Source organism: Burkholderia sp. MSMB1589WGS (assembly GCF_001636105.1).
Taxonomy (GTDB): domain Bacteria; phylum Pseudomonadota; class Gammaproteobacteria; order Burkholderiales; family Burkholderiaceae; genus Burkholderia; species Burkholderia humptydooensis.
Genome location: NZ_LNJT01000008.1, coordinates 1,366,820 through 1,392,705, shown reverse-complemented (window position 1 = coordinate 1,392,705; position 25,886 = coordinate 1,366,820). Strand labels below are relative to the sequence as shown.

Sequence of the window (25,886 nt, the reverse complement as noted above, 5' to 3'; positions counted from 1 at the left end):
TCGACGCATGCCGCTCGCCCGTCCTTCCATCAGAGAACACCCCTTGAAACGCGAGTACGAATGGCAGATCGGGCTGCGCGATACATGCGCCGGCAAGCGCGCGACAGGCAACGGCTTCGTTTCGTTCATCGCCGCGGTGTCGATGGCGGGCATCGCGCCCGGCGTGGCCGCGCTGATCATCCTGCTGTCCGTCATGAACGGGTTCAGGAGCGAAGTGCGCGACCGCATGCTGTCGGTGCTCGCGCACATCGAGATCTTCTCACCGACGGGAACGATGCCGGACTGGATGCGAACCGCCGATGAATCGCTGCGCAATCCGTCGGTCAAGCGCGCGGCGCCGTACGCCGAGGCCCAGGGCTGCTCATGCACGGCGGCAAGGTGACGGGCGTGGTACTCGGCTGCGCGCTCGACATTCGGTTCGTGACGCCTTCCGCTTATTGGCGCAGCGCGAGGGTTCGCGCCGGCGGAGGCGCTGCGGTATAAGTGATGGCGAGGGGTGCGGGTTGAATGCATTCCATTACACACAAGTCGGCGTGAGCGGCTTGTAAACTTGCGCGGCTTGCCGTTTACTCTTGCTTTTTGCGCGATGCACGAATGGCAGAAGCAACGGGGAGCTGGGCGGCAATGGAATTCAAGGGTATCGATCTGGGCGACAAGCGGCTGAACCGGCAGGCGATCCTGCTGGCCGAAAGCTGTCGGGGAATCCGATGGCGAGCCTTCCGCAGGCGTGTGGCGGCTGGGCCGAGACGGCTGCGGCTTATCGGTTTTTCGCGCAGGACAAGCTGGACTGGATCGGCGTGATGGAACCACATTGGCAGTGCTCGGCTGAGCGGATGCGGGCATGCGACGTGGTGCTGTGCCTGGATGATACGACGGAGTTGAACTTCGACGGGCAGGACATCGCCGGACTGGGGCCATTGTCGTATGAAGCCCAGCGCGGCATGTACGTTCACGCGACCTACGCGGTCACGCCGCAGCGTGAACCGTTGGGCGTGTTGAATGCCTGGATGTGGGCGCGTGAGCGCAAGGGCGCCGGTGGTGTGCGTGGCGGCGAGAGGGAAAGCACACGCTGGATTGAAGGATACGAACGCGTGGCGGAGCAGGCGGCGGATCTGCCCGGCACGCGGTTGGTGTACGTTGCGGACCGGGAGTCGGACATCATCGCGCTGATGCGCCGAGCGCACGATCTCGGCTGTCCGGCGGACTGGCTGATTCGCCCAGCACAATTGCGTGTTGCCCGAGGATCAAAAACTCTGGGATCACGCCACGCAAGCTTAGCCGCTCGGTGAAATTCGTTTCACGTTGCCTGGTCGCCAGCGACAGAAGGCGCGGGAAGTTCATCAGCAAATATGGAGTCGACGGGTCGATCTGCCCGATGCCCAGGGCGGTGTGGTGTCGATCAGTTGCCTGGTCGCGCGCGAGATAGACACGCCGAGCGGCGTGACGCCGATCGAATGGCGCTTGCTGAGCAATTGCGACGTGCCCGGATCTGGCCGAGGCTGCGCGGCTGATCGATTGGTATCGCGCCCGCTGGGAGGTGAAAACCTTCTTTCATGAGTTGAAGAAGGGTTGCCGAGTCGAGGCGCTGCAACTGAGCGCGATCGAGCGCATCGAGCGGGCACTGGCGGTGTTCATGGTGGTGGCGTGGCGCATTGCTCGTCTCATGCGCTTAGGCCGCACTTGCCCGGACCTTGATGCCGGACTGCTGTTTGAGCCCGATGAATGGAAGGCCGCCTTCATCCTCAACAAGAAGACCCCGCCCGATAAACCACCGCAACTGAATGAAGTGGTACGGCTCGGCGGCTTCCTCGCGCACAAAGGCGATGGCGAGCCTGGCGTCAAAACCATCTGGCTAGGCATGCAGCGAATCGTGGACTTCGTTGCCGGCATCAGATATATGTGCGAGGTTGAGCACCGGACTTGTGTGTAATGGAATGGAGTTGCCCTCCGCGAGTCGTTCTGCGGCAGAGTCAGAATCTTCAGCGCATCAACGCCAAAATAACGGGAAATTACTGGCGGGCTAGAACGGCGATCGCTCGCATCTTTCATTGGCCTGCCTCCGACGCAATATATGAAGATTTTTGGCGAGCCATTTTGACATAAGCCGCAATTACCAAAAACACCACAGATATAATCGCGCCATCATATATAAATACCTGATGTATTTTTAGATGATTCAGAAGATATGCACCAGCAAATGGCACCACCAGGTTGATGAACGACTGTACGGCTTGCCGGATCGAGCTCGCCTGCCCGATTGCAAATCCAAAGTGATGGCTGAGATAGATATTGGATGCAATCGCAAAATTGGACCCGCAGAAGCCGGTCGTGAAGAATGCGAAAGACAGAATATAGGTACTCAACGGTGCTGGGTGCTGTATCGCGACACCGATAATCATGAAGGTCATTGCCGACGCGATGCCGGGGACAACGACGCGCTGAACGCTCGCGCCCGAGCCCAAGGCAGCTTTCTTGCTGGCCAGCAACATTCCACCCACGATCCCCCCCGCTCCTGCTGATGAAACCAACAGACCCAGCATGTCCTTGCCGTATCCCAACGATTTCAGAATGAGGGGCATCTGATTGTTGACGATCTGGCCTAGCGCAGAATATAACGCGACGCAGATTAGCAAAGGCAACATCGCATTAATCGGTAATTCGATGGGCGACGCGGACGTCAACTTTTCCAATGATTTTCCTGAGTCAATCGATTGGTTTGTGATGGAAGGATTGACTGCCAATGCAAAGAAAGCCGCCCCAATTAAACTTAGTGCAATGGAACCGAATAGAACAGATCTTTCCCCTAAAATCTGACTGGCTACCGTGCCGACAATGGGCGCAAAAATTTTTGCAAAATTGTTCGTCACGTTCAACAGTGAAAATCGCCTCTTTAGAATATCCTCTGTCGATACGCGTTTTACGAGAGAATTGACGGCAGGCACAACAAATGAGCTTGCGAAGGACCGCAACAGAACAATCACCAGGAAGGCCCAATAGTTTCGCGTGAAAATAATAATGAATGTAGCCACGATCCTCGCAATAAGGCTGACGATGAGAACCGTCCTTGGACTGTAAGCATCGCACATCCTGCCGATTCTCTTTGCAAGCACTATTCCGGGAACCAACATCGCCGCACTGAGTGCAGCCATATCGTACGTCGACCCCTGAAACTGATAAGCCGTCAGCGTGAGAATCGCTAGAAAATCAACCCATGATCCGAAATTAGCAAATACGTCACCCAGTAAAACTGGAAGAAAAGATTTATTCTGCACTTAGCACTCCGTGTTTCAAGAGCTCTTTGACGAGAATAATTTTCGACTTCGTGTCGAGGGCGCCAGGAACCTGCGCGATGTCACAGGCGGCGTCGAGCGATATGAGTTCTTCCAGATCCTGCTTAACGAATCCAGGAAGTTCCAAGTAAGATGGTTGCTTCTGCAAATTAAGGGCGGCACTCGTCGAATCAGATAAATACAGTCTTATTCCATTCTCACCCTCGACGATTTCAACCAGCTTGCACGGATTACGTCGAACGAGCGATGTCGCGGAAATGTCCTGCGCGAAACTGTAATTGGTAAACGCCTGATCATTGACACGTGGGCGAACTGAATTTTCCGAGCGAATGTAATGAGCCCAAGCTTTGCCGGCCGATACTTTTTTCAGTTCCGTCGCGGCACGTTCGATGGCCTCGTTGAGCAGGATCTCGCAGTAGGGTTCGGACTGGAACAGCGGCGCAGTCAGGGCCGGTTCCTTGAGCGACAAACTGTCGACGATGTATTTGATCACATCCGTTGCGGTCCACGGCGTCAATCCAATACTTACGTGTAGCGACATGGCGCCGTCACATTGCGTTCGATGAGGCGTCCCGGCTGGCAAATACAGCACATCACCGGGCTCCAGAACGAACTGCTCGGCAGGCTGTGAAATCTCCTCCGCAGTGAGCTTCCGTGCCATTGAGGCACGCGGGTTGGTCGTGATTCTTGGATAGATCGACCATATCTTAGTGCCGGAAAGCTGAACAGCAAAGACAGACTCCGAATCAAAATGCGGCGAGAATCCACTGGTGTTTGGCGGGGTAAGGAATATTTTCGCGACAGTTTCACCACCGAATGTTTCCTCCATACTTCTGCGCAGGGAACCAAACAGCGGAATTCTCCATTCAAGCTCGCTGAGCTTGAACGTTGCGCCCTTGTGGAATTTATTTGCGATTAACTGCTTTTGCCCCCTCCACCATTATGTTCATTGAACACAGGAATATCTATCAGTGATCCGTCTTTCGCACCCTGCACGAATTCATGCAAATTTCCCTCGTGAGAATTCAAGTAATCATCAAAATTCCTCACTCTCCATTACAGATAAGATTTGCTCACCTCCCGGAGCTTGACGTATTGTTTATTCAAATTGATGTCTTCAGCATTGAGAGTCATTTCCGCTCCTTTGATAAATCAAGAAACCAATGAGCCATCATCGAATGATGGCAGCCCATTCAAATTAGCACGATCAGCATTATTTTCAAAATTTCGGAGTTAGAAATTTTGCTCTATGAGATTTCGTATGGGCACAGCAAGGAAAATGAATTATTTAGCCTTTGTTCTTCGTCACTCCAATCACAAAATGCTACCCCAACCTCAATAAATCTGTTATTGCATATTTACCTGAAGAGATTTACAGCTTGAGAACTATTATTGATCGCGATTGAATCTGTTCCGCTTCATGAACGGGCTCAGTTCAATTAATAATTTCAAGTTACGCAAAATTGTCATTATCAGCGGGCGAACAGGGCAAGCTCAATTTTCAGATATGACTTCCACTGTCAACCAAGCGCTGACAACGGGATCAGGAAGACGGGCAAGTCAATCGTCGACAACGGATTGTGGAAACTAATCGAGCCGCTTCTACCGCCGACCAAGCCCCGTCGCTTCAGGTATCGAGATCGCAAGCCGCGCTCACGAGCATCCTGCTCGTGCCGAAGACGGGTATTCGCCGGCGCGATCTTCCTGCGGAAATGGATCTGGCTCGGGTGTGAGCAGCTTGCGGCGGCTGGCGTGCGGGACGCCTTGCACGCATTGCAACTGATGACTGATCAAACTACACGCAGCAAGGCAGATCGACTTCTCGCGCGTGGTCTCCGGCTCCTCGTCGATTCGTGCGGTTGGAGCGGGCGAAGAACCGGCCCGAACCCCACCGACGCCAACGGTGCACCAGTCGCGGCAATCCTCCTGACGGACCCTAGCCACACAATCACGTCACGCAACTGATTCCCTTGATCGAAGCGATCATGCCGATCAAGCGTCCGTGGCCGACCGCTGAGCCGGCCCAAATGCGTCTATGCGGATCGCGGCTACGATCATGACAAGTATCGGCGAGTCCTCGGATACGTCGACAATCAACTGCGCCCCTCTCATCCGCCCCTTTTAAATCCCATTGACTTTATATCTTTCGATATATATCTTTCGATACATCCAAAGTCACCCAGGAGGCGACAATGCACCACGCTCATCGGTTTTCCCGCCGCGAATGCGGCATGCACGACTCGGTTCACCCCAGCCCACTCGAGATGTTCCGCCATATATTCGGCGGCCATCGCCGCGGCGGCGGCCGGCACGGTTTCGGCCCATTCGGCGGCTTCGGCGGCGGCCCCGGGGGTTTCGGCGGTTTCGGCGGCTTCGGCGGAGACGACGCGATGCCGCGTGGCCGCCAATTCAGCGCTGACGACCTGCAGTTGCTGCTGCTCGCGCTGCTCGCCGAGCAGCCGAGCCACGGCTACGAGCTGATCAAGGCGCTCGACACGCGCTCGAGCGGCTTCTACGCGCCGAGCCCCGGCATGGTGTACCCGGCGCTCACCTATCTGGAGGAGCTCGGCTACGTAACGGTGCAGGCCGAAGGCAACCGCAAGCGCTACGCGCTCGCCGACGCGGGCCGCGCGCATCTCGACGCGCAGCGCGAGCGCGTCGAGATGCTGTTCGCGAAGCTTGCGCATCTCGGTCGCAAGATGGATTTCATGCGTCGCGCGTTCGCCGGCGAAGCGCCTGCCGCGCCCGACGACGACACGCGCGGCTGGCTGCCGGAATTCGTCGAAGCGCGGATGGCTCTCAAGCAGGCGCTTTTTCGCAAGAGCGGCGCCAGCGCCGACGAGCAACGCCGCATCGCGGCCATTCTGCGGCGCGCCGTCGCCGACATCGAAGGCCGCACGGAGGGCTGAATCCCGCCGCGTCCGGTTTATCAAGGAGAACCGATCGATATGATGACCCAACCGACTACCGAGCGCGCGGTCGTACGCGTGCGCCATACGCTGAAATTCCGCCTGCTGCAGGTCAAGCGCGTCGTCGACGTGACACCCCACCTGAAGCGCGTGACGCTGACGGGAAACGAGCTCGACGATTTCGAATCGGCGTCGTTCGACGATCACGTGAAAGTCTTCTTCCCGCCGCCCGGCGAAGACGCGCCCGCACGCCCCGAATTCGGCCCGGACGGCATCGTGTTTCCCGAAGACAAGCCGCGGCCAATCGCCCGCGATTTCACGCCGCGCCGCTACGATCGCGCCGCGCGCGAGCTCGATCTCGATTTCGTGCTGCGCCATCCGGGGCCGGCGTCGCAGTGGGCCGCGCGGGCGCGCGTCGGACAGACGCTCGGCATCGGCGGGCCGCGCGGTTCGTTCGTGATCCCGAAGGATTTCGACTGGCATCTGTTGATCGGCGACGACACCGCGCTGCCCGCCGTCGCGCGACGGCTCGAGGAATTGCCGGCCGGCACGCGCGTCGCGGCCGTGCTCGAGGTGGCCGATCCGTCGGCGCAGATCGAGTTCGAAACCGACGCGAATCTGTATGTCGTCTGGCGTCATCGCGGCGATGCGGCGAACGGCGAGCGCGGCGCGAGCCAGCTCGTCGACGCGCTGCGCGAACTGCCGCTGCCGGCGGGCGACGGCTACGTGTGGGCCGCAGGCGAAGCAGCCGCGATGCGCGGCGTGCGCGAGCATCTGTGCCGCGAGCGCGGCGTCGCGAAATCGCGGATTCGCGCGTCCGCTTACTGGAAGCACGGCGCGGTCGCGGTGCACGAATCGCTCGAAGACTGATGCGGCAAGCGAGCCGAGCGCGCGGCGCGCGTTCGGCTCGCATCGGCGGGCGGCAGGGCGCATGAGCGTTGCGCCGGCGAACGGCGGGTGGCGAACGGCAAATCACGTTGCGCGTCTTCGATGCCACGCTGCGCATCGACGAAGCCGTTTCATTCGTTTTTCCGCCGTTTTCCCGTAGATAAACGCCGCAGCAGCATCCGTCGACGCGCACGCGTTCACATTCCGTCGATCCGCCTGCATCGCACGAGCCGCCTCGCGCGCGTCTCCACACGAACGGAGTTGCATCCGCAACGCCCGTGTCCTATACCTGTGTCGACGGCACGCGGCCGGTTCGGCGAAGCCGTCGCGGCACGCATCGGCGTCATTCACGGGACAACGGGGCCCGCGCCGCCGTGACCGGATATCGAAAACGCAGCGACGCGCGTCGTACTTTTTCCGCGTCGAACGAGAACGAGACCGCGCGACTTCGCGCGTCGCCACCCGGAACGCGACCATGACTCGCCGCCACACTCACGCAGGCATCCCGAGAACGCTCAGAATCGTCGGCTATTGCGGGCTCGGCGCAATCGCGCTCGCGCTGTTCGTCGCGATGTGCGCGATCCTGAAGGACAGCGCGCTCGATCGCGAAGCCGCGCGCCAGTTGCAGAACGGGAACGTCGAATTGCACGGCGGCGCGGACGCCGAGCCGGGCTCGACGAACGACGCCGCGCAGACGAGAACGCCCGGTTAATTCGGATTCCCGCCGATTCCCGTCGATCGCCGTCAGTCGATGCGGATCGGCCGCTCGTGCAATCGCGTGAACGCGATCGCATGCACCGATTCGCCGATCCGGTCGAGCAGCGCCGTCACCGGGCGGCCGTACAGATGCGCGGCGAGCGCGCCGGCGGTGCCGACGAGCGCGCCGCCCACGATGTCGAGCGGCCAGTGCACGCCCACGTACACGCGCCCCCACCCGATCGCCGCCGCGATGACGGCGAGCGCGACGCCCGCCGGGCGCGTCGCGCGCGCGATCAGCAGGCCCACCGCGACGCTGCAGACGAACGTCGTGTGATCGCTCGGAAACGAGCCGTCCGGCGCGTGCGGAATCAGTTGCGCGCCGACGCCGAGCACGAACGGCCGCGGCGAATACCAGAAATGGCCGATCACCTGCGCGAGCGCGAGCGCGATGCACGCGCCGACGCCCGCTTCGATCGCCTGGCGGCGCGTCGGGCGCGCGCCCATCACCCAGGTCAGCAACAGCAGCGCGGGCACCGCGTAGACAAGCCAATCGGCGGCGAACACGCCAAAGCGTGCGGCGGCGAGATGCGGGGAGGGACCCGCATTGAGCGCGGAAAAGACGGCGAGATTGAAGTTTTGCATGGGACTGAAACGGTAGCGAATCGAACGATGCCGGGTCACCGGTCCGCACGATGCTAGGACGCGCACGCTTAAGACAGGCTTAACCCGAAGCGCCGCGAGATCGAGAGGGAAATCGACAATTTCAACAACGCGACGCTTCGAGAACAGTCACGCCCCAAAAGTTCAATTGCGCGCGCCGCATGTCACCGCATCCGGTTTTCGGCCTGCGTTCACCCTCGTTTCACGGGTCCCGCAAATACTCACCGAAGCTCCCGAAAAGCCTCACCTTTGCGACTCGGCGCGGCAGCGATTTGTCTCCCATTACCCGCCGATGCGCGTTCGTTACCGCCTCGGCAACATTGTCAATATTTGTCATTTCGTTGCCGCGAATTCCGCAATAATCTTTTCCAGTTGCGGCATCGCACAATCGATTCCTGGAAGCATACGATATCGGCACCCTGACCACGAAGCGATCAACAAGGAGTCCGCATGAAGCCAAGCCAAGTCCGATCGAAAGCATTCGCGATGCCGCTCACGAGCCCGGCATTCCCGATGGGCCCTTATCGTTTCGTCAATCGGGAATTCCTGATCATCACGTATCGCACCGACATGGACCGCCTGCGCGAAATCGTGCCGGAACCGCTCGAGGTCAAGGAGCCGCTCGTCCATTACGAATTCATCCGCATGCCCGATTCGACGGGCTTCGGCGATTACACCGAGAGCGGGCAGGTGATCCCCGTCGAATACAAGGGCCAGCCGGGCGGCTATACGCTCGCGATGTATCTGAACGATCACCCGCCGATCGCGGGCGGCCGCGAATTGTGGGGATTCCCGAAGAAACTCGCGCAGCCGACGCTGGAAACGCACATCGACACGTTGCTCGGCACGCTCGACTACGGCCCCGTGCGCGTCGCGACGGGCACGATGGGCTACAAGCACCGGGAGCTCGATCTCGAAGAGCAGGCGAAGCGCCTCGGCGGCGCGAACTTCCTGCTGAAGATCATTCCGCACGTCGACGGCTCGGCGCGCGTGTGCGAGCTCGTGCGTTACTACCTGCAGGACATCAGCATGAAAGGCGCGTGGACGGGCCCCGCGTCGCTGCAACTCGCGCCGCATGCGCTCGCGCCCGTCGCCGATCTGCCGGTGCTCGAGATCGTCGAAGCGCGGCACCTGCTCGCCGATTTGACACTCGGCCTCGGCGAAGTCGTCTACGATTACCTCGCGCAGTAACGCGAGCCTCTTCGTTCCCTATCACTTTCTCGACAGGAATTCGATCATGAGCAATCTGAATGGCAAGACCGCCGTCGTGACGGGCGCAGCAAGCGGCATCGGCAAGGAAATCGCGCTGGAGCTCGCGCGCGCGGGCGCGGCGGTGGCGATCGCCGACCTGAATCAGGACGGCGCGAACGCGGTGGCCGGGCAGATCAGGCAGGCGGGCGGCCAGGCGATCGGCGTCGCGATGGACGTGACCAACGAGGACGCGGTCAACGCCGGCATCGACAAGGTGGCCGAGACGTTCGGCTCGGTCGACATCCTCGTGTCGAACGCGGGCATCCAGATCGTCAATCCGATCGAGAACTACGCGTTCGCCGACTGGAAGAAGATGCAGGCGATCCACGTCGACGGCGCGTTCCTGACGACGAAGGCCGCGCTCAAGCACATGTACAAGGACGATCGCGGCGGCGTGGTGATCTACATGGGCTCGGTGCACTCGCACGAGGCGTCGCCGCTGAAGTCGGCGTACGTGACGGCCAAGCACGGGCTGCTGGGCCTCGCGCGCGTGCTGGCGAAGGAAGGCGCGAAGCACAACGTGCGCTCGCATGTCGTGTGTCCGGGCTTCGTGCGCACGCCGCTCGTCGACAAGCAGATTCCGGAGCAGGCGAAGGAGCTGGGGATCAGCGAAGAGGACGTGGTGAAGAAGGTGATGCTCGGCCAGACGGTGGACGGCGTGTTCACGACGGTCGAGGACGTCGCGAAGACGGTGCTGTTCCTGTCGGCGTTCCCGAGCGCGGCGCTGACCGGCCAGTCGTTCGTCGTCAGCCACGGCTGGTTCATGCAATGAAGCCGCGCGCCCGCACCGAGAAGCAGGCGGTCGATCCGGCGGACCTGCACAACGAAGCAGGCGCGCCGCACGCGCTCGAGCATGCGCCCACGCCGTTCCACGATCTGCCGTACGAAACGATCGCGCTCGTGCTGCAAGGCGGCGGCGCGCTCGGCGCATATCAGGCGGGCGTGTTCGAGGGGCTGCACGAAGCGGGCATTCCGCTCGACTGGATCGCCGGCATCTCGATCGGCGCGCTGAACACCGCGCTGATCGCCGGCAATCCGCCCGAGCGGCGCGTCGAGCGGCTGCGCGAGTTCTGGAACACGATCTGCCAGCCCGCGTTCTTTCCCGCGCTGCCGGCGATGTTCGAGGCCGCGCTCTTCAACAGCCACGAATACGTGCGCACGTTCTTCACCGCGAGCCAGGCGGCGAGCGCGGTCGTGCAGGGACAGCGCGGCTTCTTCGTGCCGCGCTTCCCGCCGCCGCTGCCGGGCTCGGCGCATCCGCCGGAGAAGGTCAGCTATTACGACACGTCCGCGCTGCGCGCGACGCTGCTCAAGCTGTGCGACTTCGAGCGGATCAATTCGGGCGAGACGCGCGTGTCGGTCGGCGCGGTGAACGTCGGCACGGGCAACTTCATCTACTTCGACAACACGAAGACGACGCTGCGTCCCGAGCACTTCATGGCGTCGGGCGCGCTGCCGCCGGCGTTTCCGCCCGTCGAGATCGACGGCGAGTTCTACTGGGACGGCGGCATCGTGTCGAACACGCCGCTGATGGAGGTGCTGCGCGCGTCGCCGCGCCGCGACACGCTCGCGTTCCAGGTCGACCTGTGGAGCGCGCGCGGGCCGTTGCCCGAATCGATGAACGAAGTGACGGAGCGCACGAAGGACGTTCAGTATTCGAGCCGCACGCGCTTCGTTACCGATACGCTGCAGCGCGAGCAGCGCTTTCGCAACGTGCTGCGCCGCGTGCTCGATCAGGTGCCCGAAGCGATCCGCGAGAGCGATCCGTGGTGCCAGCAGGCCGAGACGCTGTCGTGCAGCAAGCGCTACAACGTCCAGCATCTGATCTATCAGCAGAAGGCTTACGAGCAGCACTACAAGGACTATCAGTTCGGCGCGTCGACGATGCGCGATCACTGGACCGCGGGCCTCGCGGACATCCGCAAGACGCTCGCGGTGAAGAACGGCCTCGCGCTGCCGGACAACGACGCAGGCTTCGTCACGCACGACATTCACCGGATTCGGTAAAGCTCGCCGCTCGCGGCCGGCGCGCGCCGGCCGTGCGTTTCGTTTCGACATTTCCCGTTTTGCCATTTCCCGCTTCGCCATGCCGATATTCGTCGTTCTGTTCGCGTTCGTCGCATTGATCTGGGGCGCAGTCCATACGTTTCACGCGATCGCCGCGCGCTTCGGCGACGCCGTTGCGATCGGCGCCGCCGCCGTCGCGGCCGGCGCGACCGCGGCGGTGATCGCGCGCTGGGTCCGGCGGCGGCGCGACATCGCGCCGAACGCGCGCGAAGACGGCTGGACGCACGTGCTGCAACGCGCATGGGGCGACCTGCGCGTCTCGGCGACGAAGGGGCTGCTGTGGCTGTCGCAGGACGGCGCCGACGGCCGCTACACGCTCACGGATCTGAGCGGCTGCCGCGCGCAGGCGCTCGATGGCCGCTGGTATCTCGTCGTCGCCGTGCGCGACGAGCGCCGCGCCGAGTGGACGCTGCCGATGGACGGCAAGCGCGACGCGCTGCGCTGGGAGCGCGTGCTGACGCTCGCGAAGCGACAGCGCCTGTGAGTGCGGCGAATGCCGCCTGTATCGCCGCAGGCTCGATCCGGCCGCGCGCCCGGTTTCATGGACGATCGGCGAGCCGCCGGCGGGGTCCGGACGGGTTTCGGACACCTTCGCGGCAGCTCCCGAAAAATCTCACCTTTGGGTGGAAAACGTGTCGACGCGGGCGGCCGGCGCGTTCGCGGAGCGAGCGTCGACGGTTGTTTCTTCAAGCCGCCGGACCGGACGGCGGCAGCATGCGCGGCCGCGCCGCCGTCGTTCGTCAGATCGTCACGCGCCCTTCGAGGTAGAGCAAGCGCCGTCGGCGGGCTTGGCGGCATCACCAGACGCGCGGCACGAGCCGCCAGCGCACGCGCTCGCAGTACGCGCGATAGCCGTCGAGATGCGCGCTCAGATAGCGTTCCTCGTCGACGAGCCGCACGACGACGCCTGCAGCGAGCACCGCGGCGAACGGCCAGGCCCATGTCGATTGAGCGGCGATCGGGCTCCCGAAAAATATCACCATTGCGCCGGAATACATCGGGTGGCGGACGAGACGATACGGGCCGGACGAGATCACTGTCTGATCGCGCGTCACCTCGACGGTGCTCGACGCGAAGCGATTCGCGCGCAGCACCGCAAAGCAGATCGCGAAGCCCGCGATCACGAGTGCATTGCCGAGTGCGACCGAGCGCCAGTCGACCGGCGTGTGCGCGACGCGCCATTCGGCGCCCATCGCGACGACGAGCCCGACGCTCGCCACGCTCACGACGCCGACGATGATCTTCTGGCTGAGCTCGCGCTCCGCTCGCACGCCGACGCGCATCCGGCTCTCGACGAGCGCCGGATCGTGCTTGAGGAAATGGAGCGCGAGCCAGGTCGTCGCGCCGGAGAACACGAGCCAGTAGATCCAGCCCTGCCAGTAACGCAGCGAGCCCGCCGACGCGAAGATCAGCACGGCGAGCGCCGCGACGAAACGCGCCTGCGCGCCGAGCACGCGCTTCGACAACGAGTCCATTGCGGGTTCCTCCGGGATGGGCAGTTAGTTGCAGATACACTCACCAAACGATTATCCGCCGTTCGCGCGCTCGTTCAGGTGCGCGAACGCGTCCGCGAGAAAATCGACGCACACGCGCACCTTCGCCGACGCCGCGAGCCGCGCCGGATACACGGCCCACATGTTCGCCGGCTGGAGCGCGTCCGGCAGCACGCGCTTGAGCTTGCCGCTCGCAAGCAGCGGCCCCGCCTCCCAGATCGAGCGCAGCACGATCCCGCGCCCGGCGAGCGCCCACTGCACGGCGACCTCGCCGTGATTCGTCGACAGCGCGCCGCCAACCTTCACTGTCGACGTCTCGCCGCGCACCGTGAGCCGCCATACGCCGAACGGATGATCGCGCTCCTTGATCGCGAGGCACTGATGCGCGGCGAGATCCGCGAGCTGGCGCGGCGTGCCGTGTCGCGCGAGATAGCCGGGCGACGCGCACAGCACCCGGTAGTTCGTCGCGAGCCGCTTCGCGATCAGGTGATCGGCAATTTCGTCGCCGATCCGGATGTCGAGGTCGAAGCCTTCGCCCGCCACATCGACGAGCCGGTCGAACAGATCGAGCCGCACGTTCAGTTGCGGATAGCGTTCGTTGAAGTCGAGCAGCGCGGGCGCGAGCACGTGCCGGCCGAAGCCGAAGCTGCTCGAAATCCGCAGCGTGCCGCGCGGCACGCTGCGAGTGGTCGACACGTCTTCGACGAGATGGTCGACGTCGTCGAGGATCTTCTCGGTCCATGCATAGACGCGCTCGCCCGCTTCCGTCACCGCGACGCGGCGCGTCGAGCGATGCAGGAGCCGCGTGCCGAGTTGCTTTTCGAGCAGCGCGACGCGCTTGCTGACGTACGCGGGCGACACCGCGAGCTGCTCGGCGGCCGCGCTGAAGCTCGCGAGCCGCACGACGACGCTGAACACGCGCAGGTCATCGAGGTTCGGGGAATTGTTCACGATGCGTGGAAAGTCGATTAACCGAATGGCCGATTTTAATCCTTCCAGAAATAAATAGAATGCATGGATCGACGATCGCGCAAGCCCCGCGCGATCGCCTCCTTGATGCCGCGCGCGCCCGGCTCGGCCGATGCGCGCGGCAGGACACGAGATGAGGAAGCCAGCATGAGCGACAAGGTGTACAAGATCGCCGTCATCCCCGGCGACGGGATCGGCGTGGAAGTGATGCCCGAAGGGCTGCGCGCGCTCGACGCGGTGAGCCGCCGCTTCGGCCTGCGCTTCGAATACGAACCGATCGAATGGGCAAGCTGCGACTACTACGCGAAGCACGGTCAGATGATGCCGGACGACTGGAAGACGCAACTTTCCGGCATGGACGCGCTGCTGTTCGGCGCGGTGGGCTGGCCCGAGACGGTGCCCGATCACGTTTCGCTGTGGGGATCGCTGATCAAATTCCGGCGCGAGTTCGATCAATACGTGAACCTGCGTCCCGCGCGCCTGTTCGACGGCGTGCCGTGCCCGCTCGCCGGCCGCCAGGCGGGCGACATCGATTTCATGATCGTGCGCGAGAACACCGAGGGCGAATACTCGGCCGTCGGCGGCGCGATGTTCGAGGGCACCGATCGCGAGTTCGTCGTCCAGCAGGCGGTGTTCACGCGGCACGGCACCGAACGCGTGATGAAGTTCGCGTTCGAGCTCGCGCAGCGCCGCGCGAAGCAGCTCACCGTCGCGACGAAGAGCAACGGCATCGCGATCAGCATGCCGTGGTGGGACGCGCGCGCCGCCGAGATGGCCGCGCGCTATCCGGACGTCGCGTGGGACAAGCAGCACATCGACATCCTGTGCGCGCGCTTCGTGATGCAGCCGGAGCGCTTCGACGTCGTCGTCGCGTCGAACCTGTTCGGCGACATCCTGTCCGATCTCGGCCCCGCATGCACCGGTACGATCGGCATCGCGCCGTCGGCGAACCTGAACCCGGAGCGCCGGTTTCCGTCGCTGTTCGAGCCGGTGCACGGCTCCGCGCCGGACATCGCGGGCAAGCACGTGGCGAACCCGATCGCGATGATCTGGTCGGCCGCGATGATGGTCGATTTCCTCGGCGAGGGCGCGGGCCCCGCCCGTGAGGCGCATGATGCGATCGTCGCCGCGATCGAGCACGTGCTGAAGCACGGCCCGCGCACGCGCGACATGGGCGGCCAGGCATCGACGAGCGAAGTGGGCGACGCGATCGTCGCGCACCTGCTCGGCTGATCGGCTGCTCGGCTGGTCGCTGATCGCCCGCGTTCGACGTGATCGCCGAAGCCGCCGACAACAGCGACGACGACGCGCTTCCGACGTAAAGGCGCGCGGCATTTTCCCCGACTCCCGAAAAAGCTCACCATGGCCGAATCGGCTCCCGTATTTCCTCACTATTCGATCGAGGTCGACTTTCCGGACCTCGATGCGCATCGCATCGGCAACGCCGGCGTCGATTACGTGCATCGCTTCGATTCGGGCGTGCCCGGCCCGCACGTGATGATCAACGCGCTCACGCACGGCAACGAAGCGTGCGGCGCGATCGTCGTCGATGCGTTGCTGTCGCGTGTGGACGCCCGCCGTGCTCGACGATCTGTCGAAGCACTCGGTCGAACTCGATCGTGCGCGCGCGATCCGGCCGTTCGTCGACGAGGTCGACTGGCTGCTCGATCTGCATTCGATGCACGAGCGCAGCGCGCCGCTGATCGTCGCGGGCCCGCTCGACAAGGGCACGGCGCTCGCGCTGCAGATCGGTGCGCCGGCAACCGTGATGCACGGCGAAACAGCGCTTCGCCGTTGCAGGCGGCGCGATGCTTTACGCAACCCTCCGCCGATCAGAGCCCGAGATCCGACAGGCCCGGATGGTCATCGGGCCGGCGGCCGAGCGGCCAGTGGAACAGGCGATCCGCTTCGCGGATCGGCATGTCGTTGATGCATGCATGGCGATGCGCCATCAGGCCGTTTTCGTCGAATGCCCAGTTTTCGTTGCCGTATGAGCGGAACCAGTTGCCCGCGTCGTCGTGCCACTCGTACGCGAAGCGCACCGCGATCCGGTTGCCGGTGAACGCCCACAATTCCTTGATCAGCCGATAATCGAGCTCGCGCGTCCACTTGCGGCGCAGCAGCGCGACGATCTCCGCGCGGCCCGTCGCGAATTCCGCGCGATTGCGCCATTCGCTCTGCGGCGTGTAGGCGAGCGAAACGCGCTCGGGGTCGCGCGTGTTCCAGCCATCTTCAGCAGCCCGAACTTTTTGAATCGCGGTTTCGCGCGTGAACGGCGGAACAGGCGGGCGGATTTCGGTTGAATCGGACATCGTGCTCTCCAGATTGAGGGCGTGAAAAGACCCGCCCGGCTCGCCGAGCGCGGCGGGCAGGCGGGGGTGCTGCGATTCGATCGAATGAAAAGGCGGAGCTTTAGCCGGACCGGCTCGGCAGCGTCGCGTCGAGCAGCAGTTCGGCCACCGCACGCGCGTCGCGCGCGGCCGACGCGTCGCCGCTCACCAGCGCGACGCCGATCGCACCGTCGATCAGCACGAGCCACTGGCGCGCGAGCCGTGCGATATGGCGGCGATCCGCGCCCGTTTCCGCCGCATGCGCATCGAGCTGCTCGCGCACGAACACGAGCAAGCGTTCCTTGTGTTCGCGCGCGACGACGCGAATCGGATCATCCGGATGCTCGATCTCGCCCGCCGCGTTCAGGAACGCGCAGCCGTGGAAATCCGGCTGCTCGAACCATTCGCGCAGCACGTCGAACATCCCGACGAGCCGCGCGCGCGGCGTCTTGCCGCGCTTTGCCGTCGCTTCGACGAACCACGCCATCCAGCGCGCATCGCGGCGCTCGAGCGCGGCGGCGACGAGCGCCTCCTTCGATTCGAAGTGCGTATAGAAGCTCTTGCGCGCGGCGCCCGACAGCTTGACGATCGCGTCGACGCCCGTCGCATGGATGCCGCCCGCGTAGATCAGCGTTTCGGCCGCGTCGAGCAAGCGTTCGCGCGCGCCGGCGGCAGGGATTGGTTCAGGTTTCGTATCCATGCGTTTACGGTAGAATGATCATTCTCCTTTGTCAACCTCGAAACGATGCGATATCGTTTTCGCACGCATTCGGCAAAAAGGGGCTCGGATGAAACCGGCGAGATGGGCGGGACAATTCGCGTGCGCGATCGCGCTCGCAGGCGTGACGGCAAGCTGCACGCCGCTTCGGGTCGTCACGCACAGCGTGTCGACGACGGAAGCCGCCGTTCCGGCCGGCCGCTACACGCTCGATCCGCACCACTGGAGCATCGTGTTCGACGTCGACCACTTCAAGTATTCGCGCTTCACGATGCGCTTCGATCGCGCGAGCGCGCAACTCGATTGGCGCGCCGGCGGGCTCGCCGGCAGCGGCGTGACGGCGTCGATCGACGCAGCGAGCGTCGACACCAATGTGCCGCTGCTGGACAAGCTCGTCGCGGGCGCCGATGCGCTCGACGCCGCCCGCAACCCTCAAATTCATTTCGACGGCACGCGCTTCGCGCGCACGGGCGCGACGCAGGGCACGCTGACCGGCAACCTGACGATCCGCGGCGCGACGCACCCCGTCACGCTCGCCGTCACGTTCAATGGCTACGGCCGCAATCCGTTGACGAGGCAGGACACGCTCGGCTTCTCCGCGCGCGGCACGTTCAGCCGCGCGCAATTCGGCGTGACGAGCTGGTATCCGGCCGTTGGCGACGAAGTGCGCGTGCGCATCGAGGCGGAGTTCGTCAAGGAAGGCGAAGCGCCCGCGCCATGACGCATCGATGACGCACGTTGCCGCTCGAAGGAACGCGCGACGTTCGTCATGGCTTCGCGCATCGCCGCCTCCAGTCTCTATCGCCGCGCCGCATCTTTTTACGACATTTTTTCTTGAAAGGCGCGCTCGCGACTCCCTACACTTCGGGCAACCATCGAGGTTTCGGAGGCGTCACATGCCGCAACAACGAGCGAAAACCGAACGAGCGATGCACTTCGCATGCGCGACGCATGCGGACGGCCGCGTCGTGCTTCGACGTTTCGATCCTGCGCACGACTCGTACAACGAGCTGACCGCGCTGCTGCATCGCGCGTTCGCCCGGCTCGGCCGAATGGGACTCAATTGTCCCTGCGTCGATCAACCGGCCGCCGTCACGCATCAACGCGCACTCGCGGGCGAATGCTTCGTCGCCGTCTGCAATGGCCACCTCGTCGCGACGATGACGCTTCACGCGCGCGATCTCGCGTCGCCATGCGAACTCTATCGCCGCGGCAACGTCGCGACGTTGCGCCAGTTCGGCGTCGATCCCGTCTGGCAAGGGCGCGGCATCGGCCGGTCGATGCTCGATTTCGCCGCGCATTGGGCTGCCGCGCGCGGCTACCGGCGTCTTGCGCTCGACACGCCGCAGCCGGCCGCGCATCTCGTCGCGTTCTACACGCGCCAAGGATTTCGGCTCGTCGACGTCATGCACTTTTCCGGCAAAGGCTATGACAGCGCGATCCTCAGCAAGCCGGCGGCGGTATCGCGGTCGTCCGCATGGAAGGCGCGCGAACTGCCGCTGACGCCGATGCCGATGCCAGCGCCATACGATCGCGCCGCATGAAATACGACGACGACGCACGCCGGCGCGACCGCTCGTGCGACTCGGGCGATCGGCGCGCGTACAAGCCGGCCCACGTGAAGGCGGCGATGCGCATGCGCGGTCTCGTCAAGGTCGTGTGCATCACGATCGCGGTGAGCCAGGCACTGACCGCGGCATTCGCGGGCCTCGCCCATATCGCCGGCCACGACGTGGAGGCGGGGCCGCTGCTGCTCTTCAACTTCGTCACGTGCACGCTCGTCAGCTACTGGCTGCAATCCGACGCGCAGCGCGCATATCTCGACGCGCGGTCGAGCGGCCGTCTGCGCAACGCGCCGAATGACGGCGCGCCGCTCGACGTTCCGGCCGATTGTCCGAGACGTTGGCTAGTGATCCTGAACATCGAATTGAATCCGCATCTGCTCGACAGCGCGCAATGACGCAAGCCTGCCTCACGCGGAATCGCTTGAAGTCGAAATATTGACGCGCCGTTTACGCTCGTCGCGCGACTCTTTCGATCGGTTTGACATCCGCTGCGCTGTAATGAAGACATGAAGAACCAGCGGCCGAAGCGGGAGAATCGATGGACAGGCACGCCTATCTGCAGCTCGCTCTTTTCGTCGTCGTGCTGACGCTGCTCGTCAAGCCGCTCGGACAATACATCGCGCGCATCGCAAACGGCGATCCGCCGTGGCCGATGCGAATGCTGCGGCCCGTCGAGCGATGGACGTATCGCGCGGCGGGCGTCGATCCCGAGCAGGCAATGAGCTGGAAAACCTATGCGATCGCGCTGTTGTCGTTCAGCGTCGTCGGCACGATCGCACTCTACGCGTTGCAGCGCGTTCAGCACGTGCTGCCGCTCAATCCGCAGGCCCTTCCTGCCGTCAGCGCCGATTCGGCGTTCAACACGGCCGTCAGCTTCGCCACCAATACGAGCTGGCAAGGCTACGCAGGCGAAACGACGCTCAGCTATCTGACCCAGATGGGCGGCATCGCCGTGCAGAGCTTCTTGTCGGCCGCCGCCGGCATCGCCGTGCTGCTCGCGCTGATCCGCGCGCTCGCCGCACGCGGCGCGGGCTCCGTCGGCAATCTGTGGGCCGACCTCACGCGCGCGACGCTCTATGTGCTGATTCCGCTGTCCGCGCTGTTCGCCGCCGCGTTCATCGCGCAAGGCACGATCCAGAACTTCTCCGGGTATCGCACCGTCCAGACGATCCAAGGCACCGTCCGGCGGCAAGCCGCGCCCGACGCGAGCGGCGCGCCGCTGCTCGATGCCGCGGGCCGCCCCGCCGTGCGCGCGATTGCGGGCCGCGAGCAGCTTCTGCCGATGGGGCCCGTCGCATCGCAGGAATCGATCAAGCTGCTGAGCGGCGACGGCGGCGGCTTCTTCAACGCGAACTCCGCGCATCCGTTCGAGAATCCGACGCCGTTCAGCAATTTCCTGCAAATGCTCGCGCTTCTGCTGCTGCCGGCCGCGCTGTGCCACACGTTCGGCGCGATGGTCGGCGACACGCGGCAAGGCTGGGCGATCTATGCGGCAATGCTCGCGATGTTCGTCGCGCTCGCGCTCGTGACGATGCGCGCCGAGCAAGCGGGCAGCGCGACGCTCGCGTCGCCGGGCATCGACGCGCGCGCGTCTGCGTCGATGCCCGGCGGCAACATGGAAGGGAAGGAGACGCGCTTCGGGATCGTCTCGTCGGCGCTCTACGCGACGATCGCGACGGCGAGCGGCGACGGCGCGGTCGACGCGATGCACGATTCGCTGACGCCGATCGGCGGGCTCGTGCCGATGGCGCTGATGCAGACGGGCGAAGTCGTGTTCGGCGGCCCCGGCTCGGGGCTCTTCGGCATGCTGATGCACGCGATGCTCGCGGCGTTCGTCGCGGGACTGATGATCGGCCGCGCGCCCGAGTATCTCGGCAAGAAAATCGATCCGCACGACATGAAGCTCGTCGCGATCGCGCTCCTCGCGACGCCTTGCATCGCGCTCGTCGGCACGGCCGCGTCGGTGCTGCTGCCGGCCGGCGTCGCCGGCATCGCGAACCCCGGCGCGCACGGCTTCAGCGAGATCCTGTATGCGTTCACGTCGGCGGCGAACAACAACGGCAGCGCATTCGCGGGCCTCGCGGCGAATACCCGTTATTACAACGCGATGCTCGGCGCGGCGATGTGGTTCGGCCGCTTCGCGACGATCGTGCCGGTGCTCGCGCTCGCCGGCTCGCTCGCGCTGAAGGTGCGACGCGCGGCCGGCCCCGGCGCGCTGCCGACGCACGGCCCGCTCTTCGTCGTCCTGCTGATCGGAACGGTCGTGCTGATGACGTTGCTGACGTATCTACCGGCATTGGCGCTCGGGCCGATCGTCGAGCAGGTGACGATGGCGGGCGCTGCGCGTTGAGTCACGCGCCGGCCCAGTCGAGAATCACCTTGCCGCTTTCGCCCGACAGCATCGCCGCGAAGCCCTGCTCGTAGTCGTCGACCGGGAAGCGGTGCGTGATGATCGGCGACAGATCGAGCCCGCTTTGCAGCATCGCGACCATCTTGTACCAGGTCTCGAACATCTCGCGCCCATAGATGCCCTTGATCTCGAGGCCCTTGAAGATCACCTGGTTCCAGTCGATCGCGGTCTGCGCGGGCGGAATGCCGAGCAGCGCGACCTTGCCGCCGTGATTCATCGATTCGAGCAGCGACGTGAACGCGCTCGGCACGCCGGACATCTCGAGCCCGACGTCGAAGCCCTCCGTCATGTGCAGATCGGCCATCACGTCGCGCAGCGATTCGCGCGACACGTTCACCGCGCGCGTCGCGCCCATCTTGCGCGCGAGGTCGAGGCGATAGTCGTTGATGTCGGTGATGACGACGTTGCGCGCGCCGACGTGCTTCGCGATCGCCACCGCCATCACGCCGATCGGCCCCGCGCCCGTGATCAGCACGTCCTCGCCGACGAGGTTGAACGACAGCGCGGTATGCGTCGCGTTGCCGAACGGATCGAAGATCGCGGCGAGATCGTCGGAGATCTCGGGCGGAATCTTGAACGCGTTGAACGCGGGTATCGCCAGATACTCGGCGAACGCACCTTCGCGATTCACGCCGACGCCCACCGTGTTGCGGCACAGGTGGCGCCGCCCCGCGCGACAGTTGCGACAGAAGCCGCATGTAATGTGGCCTTCGCCGGACACGCGATCGCCGATCGAGAAGCCGCGCACTTCCTGGCCCATTTCGACGATCTCGCCGACGTATTCGTGGCCGACGTGCATCGGCACCGGAATCGTCTTCTGCGCCCAGTCGTCCCACTTCCAGATATGGATGTCGGTGCCGCAGATCGCGGTGCGGCGGATCTTGATGAGGACGTCGTTGTGGCCGACCTCGGGCTTCTTCACGCGCGTGAGCGTGAGGCCCGGCCCGCGTTCGAGCTTCGCAAGCGCTTTCATCGCGAGCCTCCGTCAAATGACGCCGAGCGTCTTGCCGACGCGCACGAACGCGTCGACCGCGCGATCGATCTGCTCGGGCGTATGCGCGGCGCTCATCTGCGTGCGAATGCGCGCGCGGCCGCGCGGCACGACCGGATACGAGAAGCCGATCACGTACACGCCTTCGGCGAGAAGTGCATCGGCCATCTTCGACGCGACCTGCGCATCGCCGAGCATCACCGGAATGATCGGATGCTCGCCCGGCACGAGCGTGAAGCCCGCCACGCTCATCTTCTCGCGGAAGTGCACGCCGTTCGCGCGCACGCGCTCGCGCAGCCGCGCGCCTTCGTCGCTCGCGAGCAGCTCGAGCACGTTCAGCGACGCGGCCGCGATGCTCGGCGTCAGCGTGTTCGAAAACAGATACGGCCGCGAGCGCTGCCGCAGCAGCTCGACGATCTCGCGCCGCGCGGCGACGTAGCCGCCCGACGCGCCGCCCAGCGCCTTGCCGAGCGTGCCCGTGATGATGTCGACGCGGCCCTCGACGCCGCAATATTCGGGCGTGCCGCGCCCGTGCTCGCCGATGAAGCCGACCGCGTGCGAATCGTCGACCATCACGAGCGCGCCGTAACGGTCGGCCAGATCGCATACGCCCTTCAGGTTCGCGATGATGCCGTCCATCGAGAACACGCCGTCGGTCGCGATCAGCTTGAAGCGCGCGCCCGCCGCGTCGGCCTCGCGCAGCTTCGCTTCGAGATCGGCGAGGTCGTTGTTCTTGTAGCGCAAGCGCTTCGCCTTCGACAGGCGAACGCCGTCGATGATGCTTGCGTGATTCAGCTCGTCGCTGATGATCGCGTCGTTTTCGTCGAGCAGCGTCTCGAACAGGCCGCCGTTCGCGTCGAAGCAGCTCGAATACAGGATGCAGTCGTCGGTTTGCAGGAACGCGGACAGCGCGGCCTCGAGCCGCTTGTGCACGGTCTGCGTGCCGCAGATGAAGCGCACCGACGCCATCCCGAACCCGTCCTGCTCGAGCGCCGCCTGCGCGGCTTTGATGAGGCGCGGATCGTCCGCGAGCCCCAGATAGTTGTTCGCGCAGAAATTCAGCACGTGCGCGCCGCCGGCCAGCCGGATGTCGGCCGCCTGCGGGCTGGCGATCTCGCGCTCGGTCTTGTAGAAACCGTCCGCGCGAATCTGGTCGAGGGTGCCGCGTAGATGGGCAAGATAGGCATCACGCATCGCAATAAGCTCCTGACATGGGCTGCAAGGCTCGGCGCTCGTCCGCGCTCGTGGCGGCGGCAAAGCGGCTTGCTACTGTTATAGTCGGCCGTCTGATCCAGCGTATTTTTCCTGTATTCCGAACTAAAATTCGAAATACCGAACAACTCTAAGCGAACGGAATTCAAATGGCAAGCTCTTCCGGCGCGCGGCGCACGGCCGCGCCCGCTCCCGCCGCCCGCGGCGCGACGCCGCCGCGGGTCGGCGAGCAGATCCAGCGCCTGCGCAACGAGCGCAAGCTCACGCTCGACGATCTGTCGCGCGCGGCCGGCGTGTCGAAATCGATGCTGTCGGAGATCGAGCGCGACAAGGCGAATCCGACGATCGCCGTCGCGTGGCGGCTCACGAACGCGCTCGGCATCAGCCTCGACGAGCTGTTCGCGCAGCCGAAGGCGCCCGAGACGATCCGCGTCGACAGCCCGCACGACATTCCGACGCTCGCCGGCCACGACGCGCAATACCAGTTACGCGTGTGGGGACCGATCGAACTCGCGGGCAAGTTCGAATGGTACGAGCTGACGCTGCCGGCGAACGGCGCGCTCGTGTCGAATCCGCACGAGCCCGGCACCCGCGAGCATCTGACCGTGCTGAACGGCGCGATCGAGATCGAAGCGGCGGGCACCGCGCGGCGGCTGAAGGCGGGCGACACCGCGCGCTACGCGGCCGACGGGCCGCACGCGATCCGCAACGCGGGCAAGAGCGAGGCAAAAGCGCTCCTGATCGTGATTCATCGGCAGCACGGCGTCTAGTCTGCTCAACGGCCAGTTGCGCAAAATACTGTATATTCGTACAGTATACGCAAAACAGGAGCCCGCGATGACCGAACAGGATCTGGCCGCGCTCAGCTTCAAGGCTGCGGCGCACGATATGGAAACGATTGTCCGCCACATTGCCGAGCGTTATATCCGGCAAGGCGTTCCGTTGACGTGGCGGCTTCTGCACGCGGTCGAAGCCGAAGCGCTCGCCGATCTCGGCTTCGCGAGCCGGCACGATCCGATGGTTCGCTGCCTGTTCGACCGCCCGGCCGAGCTGCGCTTCCCGGAAACCGACGATCTCGTCGACTTCGGGCGGTCGAATGCGCTGCCCGCGGTGTTCTCGTTCGCGGTCGCCGCGTATGAGCGGGCCGCGAACGCGCGCACCGACGCGTCCGTTGCGCCGGTGCGCGCCGCGCGCGCGTCGCGCGCATGGGGCGACTAGCCGGTCGCCACGTCTTGCCCGGCGGCCCACCCGGCCCGCATGTCGCATGCAGACAACCCGGTTTCCGGCGGCTCGTTAGCCGCAGGATGCCCGCCGCTGACTCGAAAACGCTTTGTCGAGCGAACGCGACACGCTATGATGAATTGCAACTAACGGGATAAATGACATGTCGCTGCCCATTCTGACGAGTCCCCCTGCGCAGCCCGACATCCCGAGCGATCTGTTCGATCGCGACACGTCGGACTGGCTCAACCATCCGGACACCGCTTTCGATGCGTGGCTGGCCGCCCAGGAATTTCGCCGCTCGTCGGCCGACGTCTACCGCGCACAATGGGGCGCGTTTCTCGGTTGGCTCGCGAAACGGCAAAAGAACCTCGCGACGGTCGACACCGAGACGATCGCCCTTTTCGTCGGCGAGCTCCCGATCAAGAAAACGCAGAGAGTCCGCTATTTGAGGCTGATCGAGCGCGTGCTCGATCATGTGCGCAAGAACGAATTCGGCTCGACGAACCCTGCCCGCTTCATTGCTCAGGATGGCGAAGCGACCTGGCGCAGTGCGCGCGACAACGAGCCGACGAGTTTTCTCGCGCCGGCCGAACGCGCCGCGCTGCTTGCTTATCTATTTTCCCCACTGCCCGCGACAGGCGCGGCGCTCTGGAAGGAACGCCGCGATCGTGCGCTGATCGCTGCATTCCTCGGCGGCGGATTGAAGACCGGCGAAGCGCGCGCGCTCACGATTAGTTGCGTCAATCTTGGATCGACCGTGCTGATGATCCCGGCGGCCCGGCCAGAATTCACGCGCGAAACGCATCTCGCATCGTTCGCGATCGCGCTGTTCGACGCATGGCTAGCCGAACGTCAGCGTTGCGGCATTCCGGGCGAGCTCGTTTTCCCCGCGTCGCAATCCGGCCGGCCGATGCACAAGGCGACGATGCTGCGTGCGGTCGATGCGATCGTCGACGCGGCCGACATCGCGCCATCGCGCACCGCGCGCGCCAGCCCGCAGACGTTGCGCAACACGTTCGCGGCCGAACTGTTCGAAAACGGCGTCGAGCCGGAAAAAGTCGGTCAGTGGCTGGGATTCGCGCAGCCGATTTCGTCGAATCGACTGCATCGGGCATGGAAGAATTGGCGGGAAAGCCTCGTCAGTGCGCCGCCGGGCGCCGAGTCGCTCACCAATGAAGCGCCGACCGCCACGTCAAGCCAGGCTTGAGAT

The 25,886-nt window shown here is 64.2% G+C and carries 24 protein-coding genes and 4 pseudogenes; 19 read left to right on the top strand and 9 right to left on the bottom strand.

Going from position 1 to position 25,886, the window contains the following annotated elements; genetic code table 11:
- Nucleotides 1-43: 43 nt before the first annotated feature.
- Nucleotides 44-355, top strand: a pseudogene (locus tag WT16_RS23895) (ABC transporter permease); the annotation flags it as partial.
- A gap of 284 nt (nucleotides 356-639) precedes the next feature.
- Nucleotides 640-1,930: pseudogene (locus WT16_RS23890) on the top strand (IS4 family transposase).
- 115 nt (nucleotides 1,931-2,045) lie between these two features.
- Here WT16_RS23890 and WT16_RS32600 read toward each other — a convergent pair.
- Nucleotides 2,046-3,272 carry an MFS transporter gene (locus WT16_RS32600; protein ID WP_082874982.1) on the bottom strand — a complete coding sequence of 409 codons (1,227 nt, stop codon included), beginning with the start codon at nucleotides 3,270-3,272 and terminating at the stop codon, nucleotides 2,046-2,048.
- Nucleotides 3,262-4,119 carry a cupin domain-containing protein gene (locus WT16_RS23880; RefSeq protein ID WP_075645150.1) on the bottom strand — a complete coding sequence of 286 codons (858 nt, stop codon included), beginning with the start codon at nucleotides 4,117-4,119 and terminating at the stop codon, nucleotides 3,262-3,264. Before WT16_RS23880 ends, WT16_RS32600 begins: the two co-directional genes overlap by 11 nt.
- A 713-nt stretch (nucleotides 4,120-4,832) precedes the next feature.
- On the opposite strand from WT16_RS23880, the pseudogene WT16_RS35155 reads away from it, so the two are divergent.
- The 4 genes and pseudogenes from WT16_RS35155 to WT16_RS23865 all read left to right on the top strand — a co-directional run.
- Nucleotides 4,833-5,369 (top strand): annotated as a pseudogene (locus WT16_RS35155) (transposase); the annotation flags it as partial.
- 113 nt (nucleotides 5,370-5,482) lie between these two features.
- The gene (locus WT16_RS23875) at nucleotides 5,483-6,199 is read left to right on the top strand and encodes a PadR family transcriptional regulator (RefSeq protein ID WP_015604046.1); all 717 of its coding nucleotides are present in this window, start codon (nucleotides 5,483-5,485) and stop codon (nucleotides 6,197-6,199) included.
- 42 nt (nucleotides 6,200-6,241) lie between these two features.
- Nucleotides 6,242-7,069: a siderophore-interacting protein gene (locus WT16_RS23870; RefSeq protein ID WP_015603441.1), complete on the top strand. Its 828-nt coding sequence runs from the start codon at nucleotides 6,242-6,244 to the stop codon at nucleotides 7,067-7,069.
- Between the two features lie 493 nt (nucleotides 7,070-7,562).
- Entirely contained in the window at nucleotides 7,563-7,799 is a 237-nt protein-coding gene (locus WT16_RS23865) for a hypothetical protein (RefSeq protein ID WP_006028379.1), read from the top strand.
- A 32-nt stretch (nucleotides 7,800-7,831) separates the two neighbouring features.
- On the opposite strand, the gene WT16_RS23860 is transcribed toward WT16_RS23865, so the two are convergent.
- Complete coding sequence (locus tag WT16_RS23860) at nucleotides 7,832-8,428, bottom strand: phosphatase PAP2 family protein (RefSeq protein WP_009914058.1); 597 nt, start codon at nucleotides 8,426-8,428, stop codon at nucleotides 7,832-7,834.
- Between the two features lie 468 nt (nucleotides 8,429-8,896).
- Between WT16_RS23860 and WT16_RS23855 the strand changes: the two genes are divergently transcribed.
- The 4 genes from WT16_RS23855 to WT16_RS23840 all read left to right on the top strand — a co-directional run bounded on the left by WT16_RS23855 (nucleotide 8,897) and on the right by WT16_RS23840 (nucleotide 12,248).
- Nucleotides 8,897-9,637 carry an acetoacetate decarboxylase gene (locus tag WT16_RS23855; protein ID WP_015603353.1) on the top strand — a complete coding sequence of 247 codons (741 nt, stop codon included), beginning with the start codon at nucleotides 8,897-8,899 and terminating at the stop codon, nucleotides 9,635-9,637.
- 46 nt (nucleotides 9,638-9,683) lie between these two features.
- Complete coding sequence (locus WT16_RS23850) at nucleotides 9,684-10,469, top strand: 3-hydroxybutyrate dehydrogenase (protein ID WP_006028375.1); 786 nt, start codon at nucleotides 9,684-9,686, stop codon at nucleotides 10,467-10,469.
- Nucleotides 10,466-11,704 (top strand): patatin-like phospholipase family protein, encoded by a 1,239-nt coding sequence (locus WT16_RS23845; protein ID WP_015604053.1) that lies wholly within the window; start codon nucleotides 10,466-10,468, stop codon nucleotides 11,702-11,704. The genes WT16_RS23850 and WT16_RS23845 overlap by 4 nt, the downstream gene beginning before the upstream one ends.
- Before the next feature lie 79 nt (nucleotides 11,705-11,783).
- A complete protein-coding gene (locus WT16_RS23840; RefSeq protein ID WP_006028373.1) occupies nucleotides 11,784-12,248 on the top strand; it encodes a hypothetical protein in 465 nt (154 codons plus the stop codon).
- A gap of 313 nt (nucleotides 12,249-12,561) precedes the next feature.
- Here WT16_RS23840 and WT16_RS23835 read toward each other — a convergent pair whose 3' ends face one another.
- Together WT16_RS23835 and WT16_RS23830 are read right to left on the bottom strand one after the other, a co-directional pair.
- Nucleotides 12,562-13,239, bottom strand: a complete 678-nt coding sequence (locus WT16_RS23835; RefSeq protein ID WP_063532625.1) for an isoprenylcysteine carboxylmethyltransferase family protein — start codon at nucleotides 13,237-13,239, stop codon at nucleotides 12,562-12,564.
- A gap of 51 nt (nucleotides 13,240-13,290) precedes the next feature.
- Nucleotides 13,291-14,208 carry a LysR substrate-binding domain-containing protein gene (locus WT16_RS23830; RefSeq protein WP_063534372.1) on the bottom strand — a complete coding sequence of 306 codons (918 nt, stop codon included), beginning with the start codon at nucleotides 14,206-14,208 and terminating at the stop codon, nucleotides 13,291-13,293.
- A gap of 63 nt (nucleotides 14,209-14,271) precedes the next feature.
- On the opposite strand from WT16_RS23830, the gene WT16_RS23825 reads away from it, so the two are divergent.
- The gene (locus tag WT16_RS23825) at nucleotides 14,272-15,459 is read left to right on the top strand and encodes a tartrate dehydrogenase (RefSeq protein ID WP_269447549.1); all 1,188 of its coding nucleotides are present in this window, start codon (nucleotides 14,272-14,274) and stop codon (nucleotides 15,457-15,459) included.
- A 129-nt stretch (nucleotides 15,460-15,588) separates the two neighbouring features.
- Nucleotides 15,589-15,997: pseudogene (locus WT16_RS23820) on the top strand (succinylglutamate desuccinylase); the annotation flags it as partial.
- Nucleotides 15,998-16,058: 61 nt separating this feature from the next.
- On the opposite strand, the gene WT16_RS23815 reads toward WT16_RS23820, so the two are convergent.
- Together WT16_RS23815 and WT16_RS23810 are read right to left on the bottom strand one after the other, a co-directional pair.
- Nucleotides 16,059-16,538 carry a nuclear transport factor 2 family protein gene (locus WT16_RS23815; protein WP_063534371.1) on the bottom strand — a complete coding sequence of 160 codons (480 nt, stop codon included), beginning with the start codon at nucleotides 16,536-16,538 and terminating at the stop codon, nucleotides 16,059-16,061.
- Nucleotides 16,539-16,638: 100 nt separating this feature from the next.
- A complete protein-coding gene (locus tag WT16_RS23810) occupies nucleotides 16,639-17,256 on the bottom strand; it encodes a TetR/AcrR family transcriptional regulator (protein ID WP_009914052.1) in 618 nt (205 codons plus the stop codon).
- Between the two features lie 88 nt (nucleotides 17,257-17,344).
- Between WT16_RS23810 and WT16_RS23805 the strand changes: the two genes are divergently transcribed.
- The 4 genes from WT16_RS23805 to kdpA all read left to right on the top strand — a co-directional run bounded on the left by WT16_RS23805 (nucleotide 17,345) and on the right by kdpA (nucleotide 21,189).
- Entirely contained in the window at nucleotides 17,345-17,995 is a 651-nt protein-coding gene (locus tag WT16_RS23805) for a YceI family protein (RefSeq protein WP_015603515.1), read from the top strand.
- A 175-nt stretch (nucleotides 17,996-18,170) separates the two neighbouring features.
- The gene (locus WT16_RS23800) at nucleotides 18,171-18,818 is read left to right on the top strand and encodes a GNAT family N-acetyltransferase (RefSeq protein WP_197486500.1); all 648 of its coding nucleotides are present in this window, start codon (nucleotides 18,171-18,173) and stop codon (nucleotides 18,816-18,818) included.
- Entirely contained in the window at nucleotides 18,815-19,234 is a 420-nt protein-coding gene (locus WT16_RS23795; protein ID WP_063534369.1) for a hypothetical protein, read from the top strand. Before WT16_RS23800 ends, WT16_RS23795 begins: the two co-directional genes overlap by 4 nt.
- Before the next feature lie 143 nt (nucleotides 19,235-19,377).
- Nucleotides 19,378-21,189, top strand: coding sequence for a potassium-transporting ATPase subunit KdpA (kdpA, locus tag WT16_RS23790; RefSeq protein WP_063534368.1), 1,812 nt, complete (start codon nucleotides 19,378-19,380; stop codon nucleotides 21,187-21,189).
- Nucleotide 21,190: 1 nt separating this feature from the next.
- On the opposite strand, the gene tdh is transcribed toward kdpA, so the two are convergent.
- Together tdh and WT16_RS23780 are read right to left on the bottom strand one after the other, a co-directional pair.
- Nucleotides 21,191-22,222, bottom strand: coding sequence for an L-threonine 3-dehydrogenase (tdh, locus tag WT16_RS23785; protein WP_015604146.1), 1,032 nt, complete (start codon nucleotides 22,220-22,222; stop codon nucleotides 21,191-21,193).
- Nucleotides 22,223-22,234: 12 nt separating this feature from the next.
- Nucleotides 22,235-23,434 (bottom strand): glycine C-acetyltransferase, encoded by a 1,200-nt coding sequence (locus tag WT16_RS23780; protein WP_063534367.1) that lies wholly within the window; start codon nucleotides 23,432-23,434, stop codon nucleotides 22,235-22,237.
- 167 nt (nucleotides 23,435-23,601) lie between these two features.
- Here WT16_RS23780 and WT16_RS23775 point away from each other — a divergent pair, with 167 nt between their 5' ends.
- The 3 genes from WT16_RS23775 (at nucleotide 23,602) to WT16_RS23765 (ending at nucleotide 25,883) form a co-directional block, all read left to right on the top strand.
- The gene (locus WT16_RS23775; RefSeq protein ID WP_015603565.1) at nucleotides 23,602-24,222 is read left to right on the top strand and encodes an XRE family transcriptional regulator; all 621 of its coding nucleotides are present in this window, start codon (nucleotides 23,602-23,604) and stop codon (nucleotides 24,220-24,222) included.
- Nucleotides 24,223-24,289: 67 nt separating this feature from the next.
- Entirely contained in the window at nucleotides 24,290-24,670 is a 381-nt protein-coding gene (locus WT16_RS23770; protein WP_059934531.1) for a DUF2471 family protein, read from the top strand.
- 166 nt (nucleotides 24,671-24,836) lie between these two features.
- The gene (locus WT16_RS23765; RefSeq protein ID WP_063534366.1) at nucleotides 24,837-25,883 is read left to right on the top strand and encodes a tyrosine-type recombinase/integrase; all 1,047 of its coding nucleotides are present in this window, start codon (nucleotides 24,837-24,839) and stop codon (nucleotides 25,881-25,883) included.
- Nucleotides 25,884-25,886: the final 3 nt, after the last annotated feature.

Coding starts and splice junctions, on each gene's coding strand:
- WT16_RS23880 (WP_075645150.1), bottom strand. CDS start 4,119: ATGGAGGAAACATTCGGTGGTGAAACTGTCGCGAAAATATTCCTTACC.
- WT16_RS23875 (WP_015604046.1), top strand. CDS start 5,483: ATGCACCACGCTCATCGGTTTTCCCGCCGCGAATGCGGCATGCACGAC.
- WT16_RS23870 (WP_015603441.1), top strand. CDS start 6,242: ATGACCCAACCGACTACCGAGCGCGCGGTCGTACGCGTGCGCCATACG.
- WT16_RS23865 (WP_006028379.1), top strand. CDS start 7,563: ATGACTCGCCGCCACACTCACGCAGGCATCCCGAGAACGCTCAGAATC.
- WT16_RS23860 (WP_009914058.1), bottom strand. CDS start 8,428: ATGCAAAACTTCAATCTCGCCGTCTTTTCCGCGCTCAATGCGGGTCCC.
- WT16_RS23855 (WP_015603353.1), top strand. CDS start 8,897: ATGAAGCCAAGCCAAGTCCGATCGAAAGCATTCGCGATGCCGCTCACG.
- WT16_RS23850 (WP_006028375.1), top strand. CDS start 9,684: ATGAGCAATCTGAATGGCAAGACCGCCGTCGTGACGGGCGCAGCAAGC.
- WT16_RS23845 (WP_015604053.1), top strand. CDS start 10,466: ATGAAGCCGCGCGCCCGCACCGAGAAGCAGGCGGTCGATCCGGCGGAC.
- WT16_RS23840 (WP_006028373.1), top strand. CDS start 11,784: ATGCCGATATTCGTCGTTCTGTTCGCGTTCGTCGCATTGATCTGGGGC.
- WT16_RS23835 (WP_063532625.1), bottom strand. CDS start 13,239: ATGGACTCGTTGTCGAAGCGCGTGCTCGGCGCGCAGGCGCGTTTCGTC.
- WT16_RS23825 (WP_269447549.1), top strand. CDS start 14,272: ATGGATCGACGATCGCGCAAGCCCCGCGCGATCGCCTCCTTGATGCCG.
- WT16_RS23815 (WP_063534371.1), bottom strand. CDS start 16,538: ATGTCCGATTCAACCGAAATCCGCCCGCCTGTTCCGCCGTTCACGCGC.
- WT16_RS23810 (WP_009914052.1), bottom strand. CDS start 17,256: ATGGATACGAAACCTGAACCAATCCCTGCCGCCGGCGCGCGCGAACGC.
- WT16_RS23805 (WP_015603515.1), top strand. CDS start 17,345: ATGAAACCGGCGAGATGGGCGGGACAATTCGCGTGCGCGATCGCGCTC.
- WT16_RS23800 (WP_197486500.1), top strand. CDS start 18,171: ATGCCGCAACAACGAGCGAAAACCGAACGAGCGATGCACTTCGCATGC.
- WT16_RS23795 (WP_063534369.1), top strand. CDS start 18,815: ATGAAATACGACGACGACGCACGCCGGCGCGACCGCTCGTGCGACTCG.
- kdpA (WP_063534368.1), top strand. CDS start 19,378: ATGGACAGGCACGCCTATCTGCAGCTCGCTCTTTTCGTCGTCGTGCTG.
- tdh (WP_015604146.1), bottom strand. CDS start 22,222: ATGAAAGCGCTTGCGAAGCTCGAACGCGGGCCGGGCCTCACGCTCACG.
- WT16_RS23780 (WP_063534367.1), bottom strand. CDS start 23,434: ATGCGTGATGCCTATCTTGCCCATCTACGCGGCACCCTCGACCAGATT.
- WT16_RS23775 (WP_015603565.1), top strand. CDS start 23,602: ATGGCAAGCTCTTCCGGCGCGCGGCGCACGGCCGCGCCCGCTCCCGCC.
- WT16_RS23770 (WP_059934531.1), top strand. CDS start 24,290: ATGACCGAACAGGATCTGGCCGCGCTCAGCTTCAAGGCTGCGGCGCAC.
- WT16_RS23765 (WP_063534366.1), top strand. CDS start 24,837: ATGTCGCTGCCCATTCTGACGAGTCCCCCTGCGCAGCCCGACATCCCG.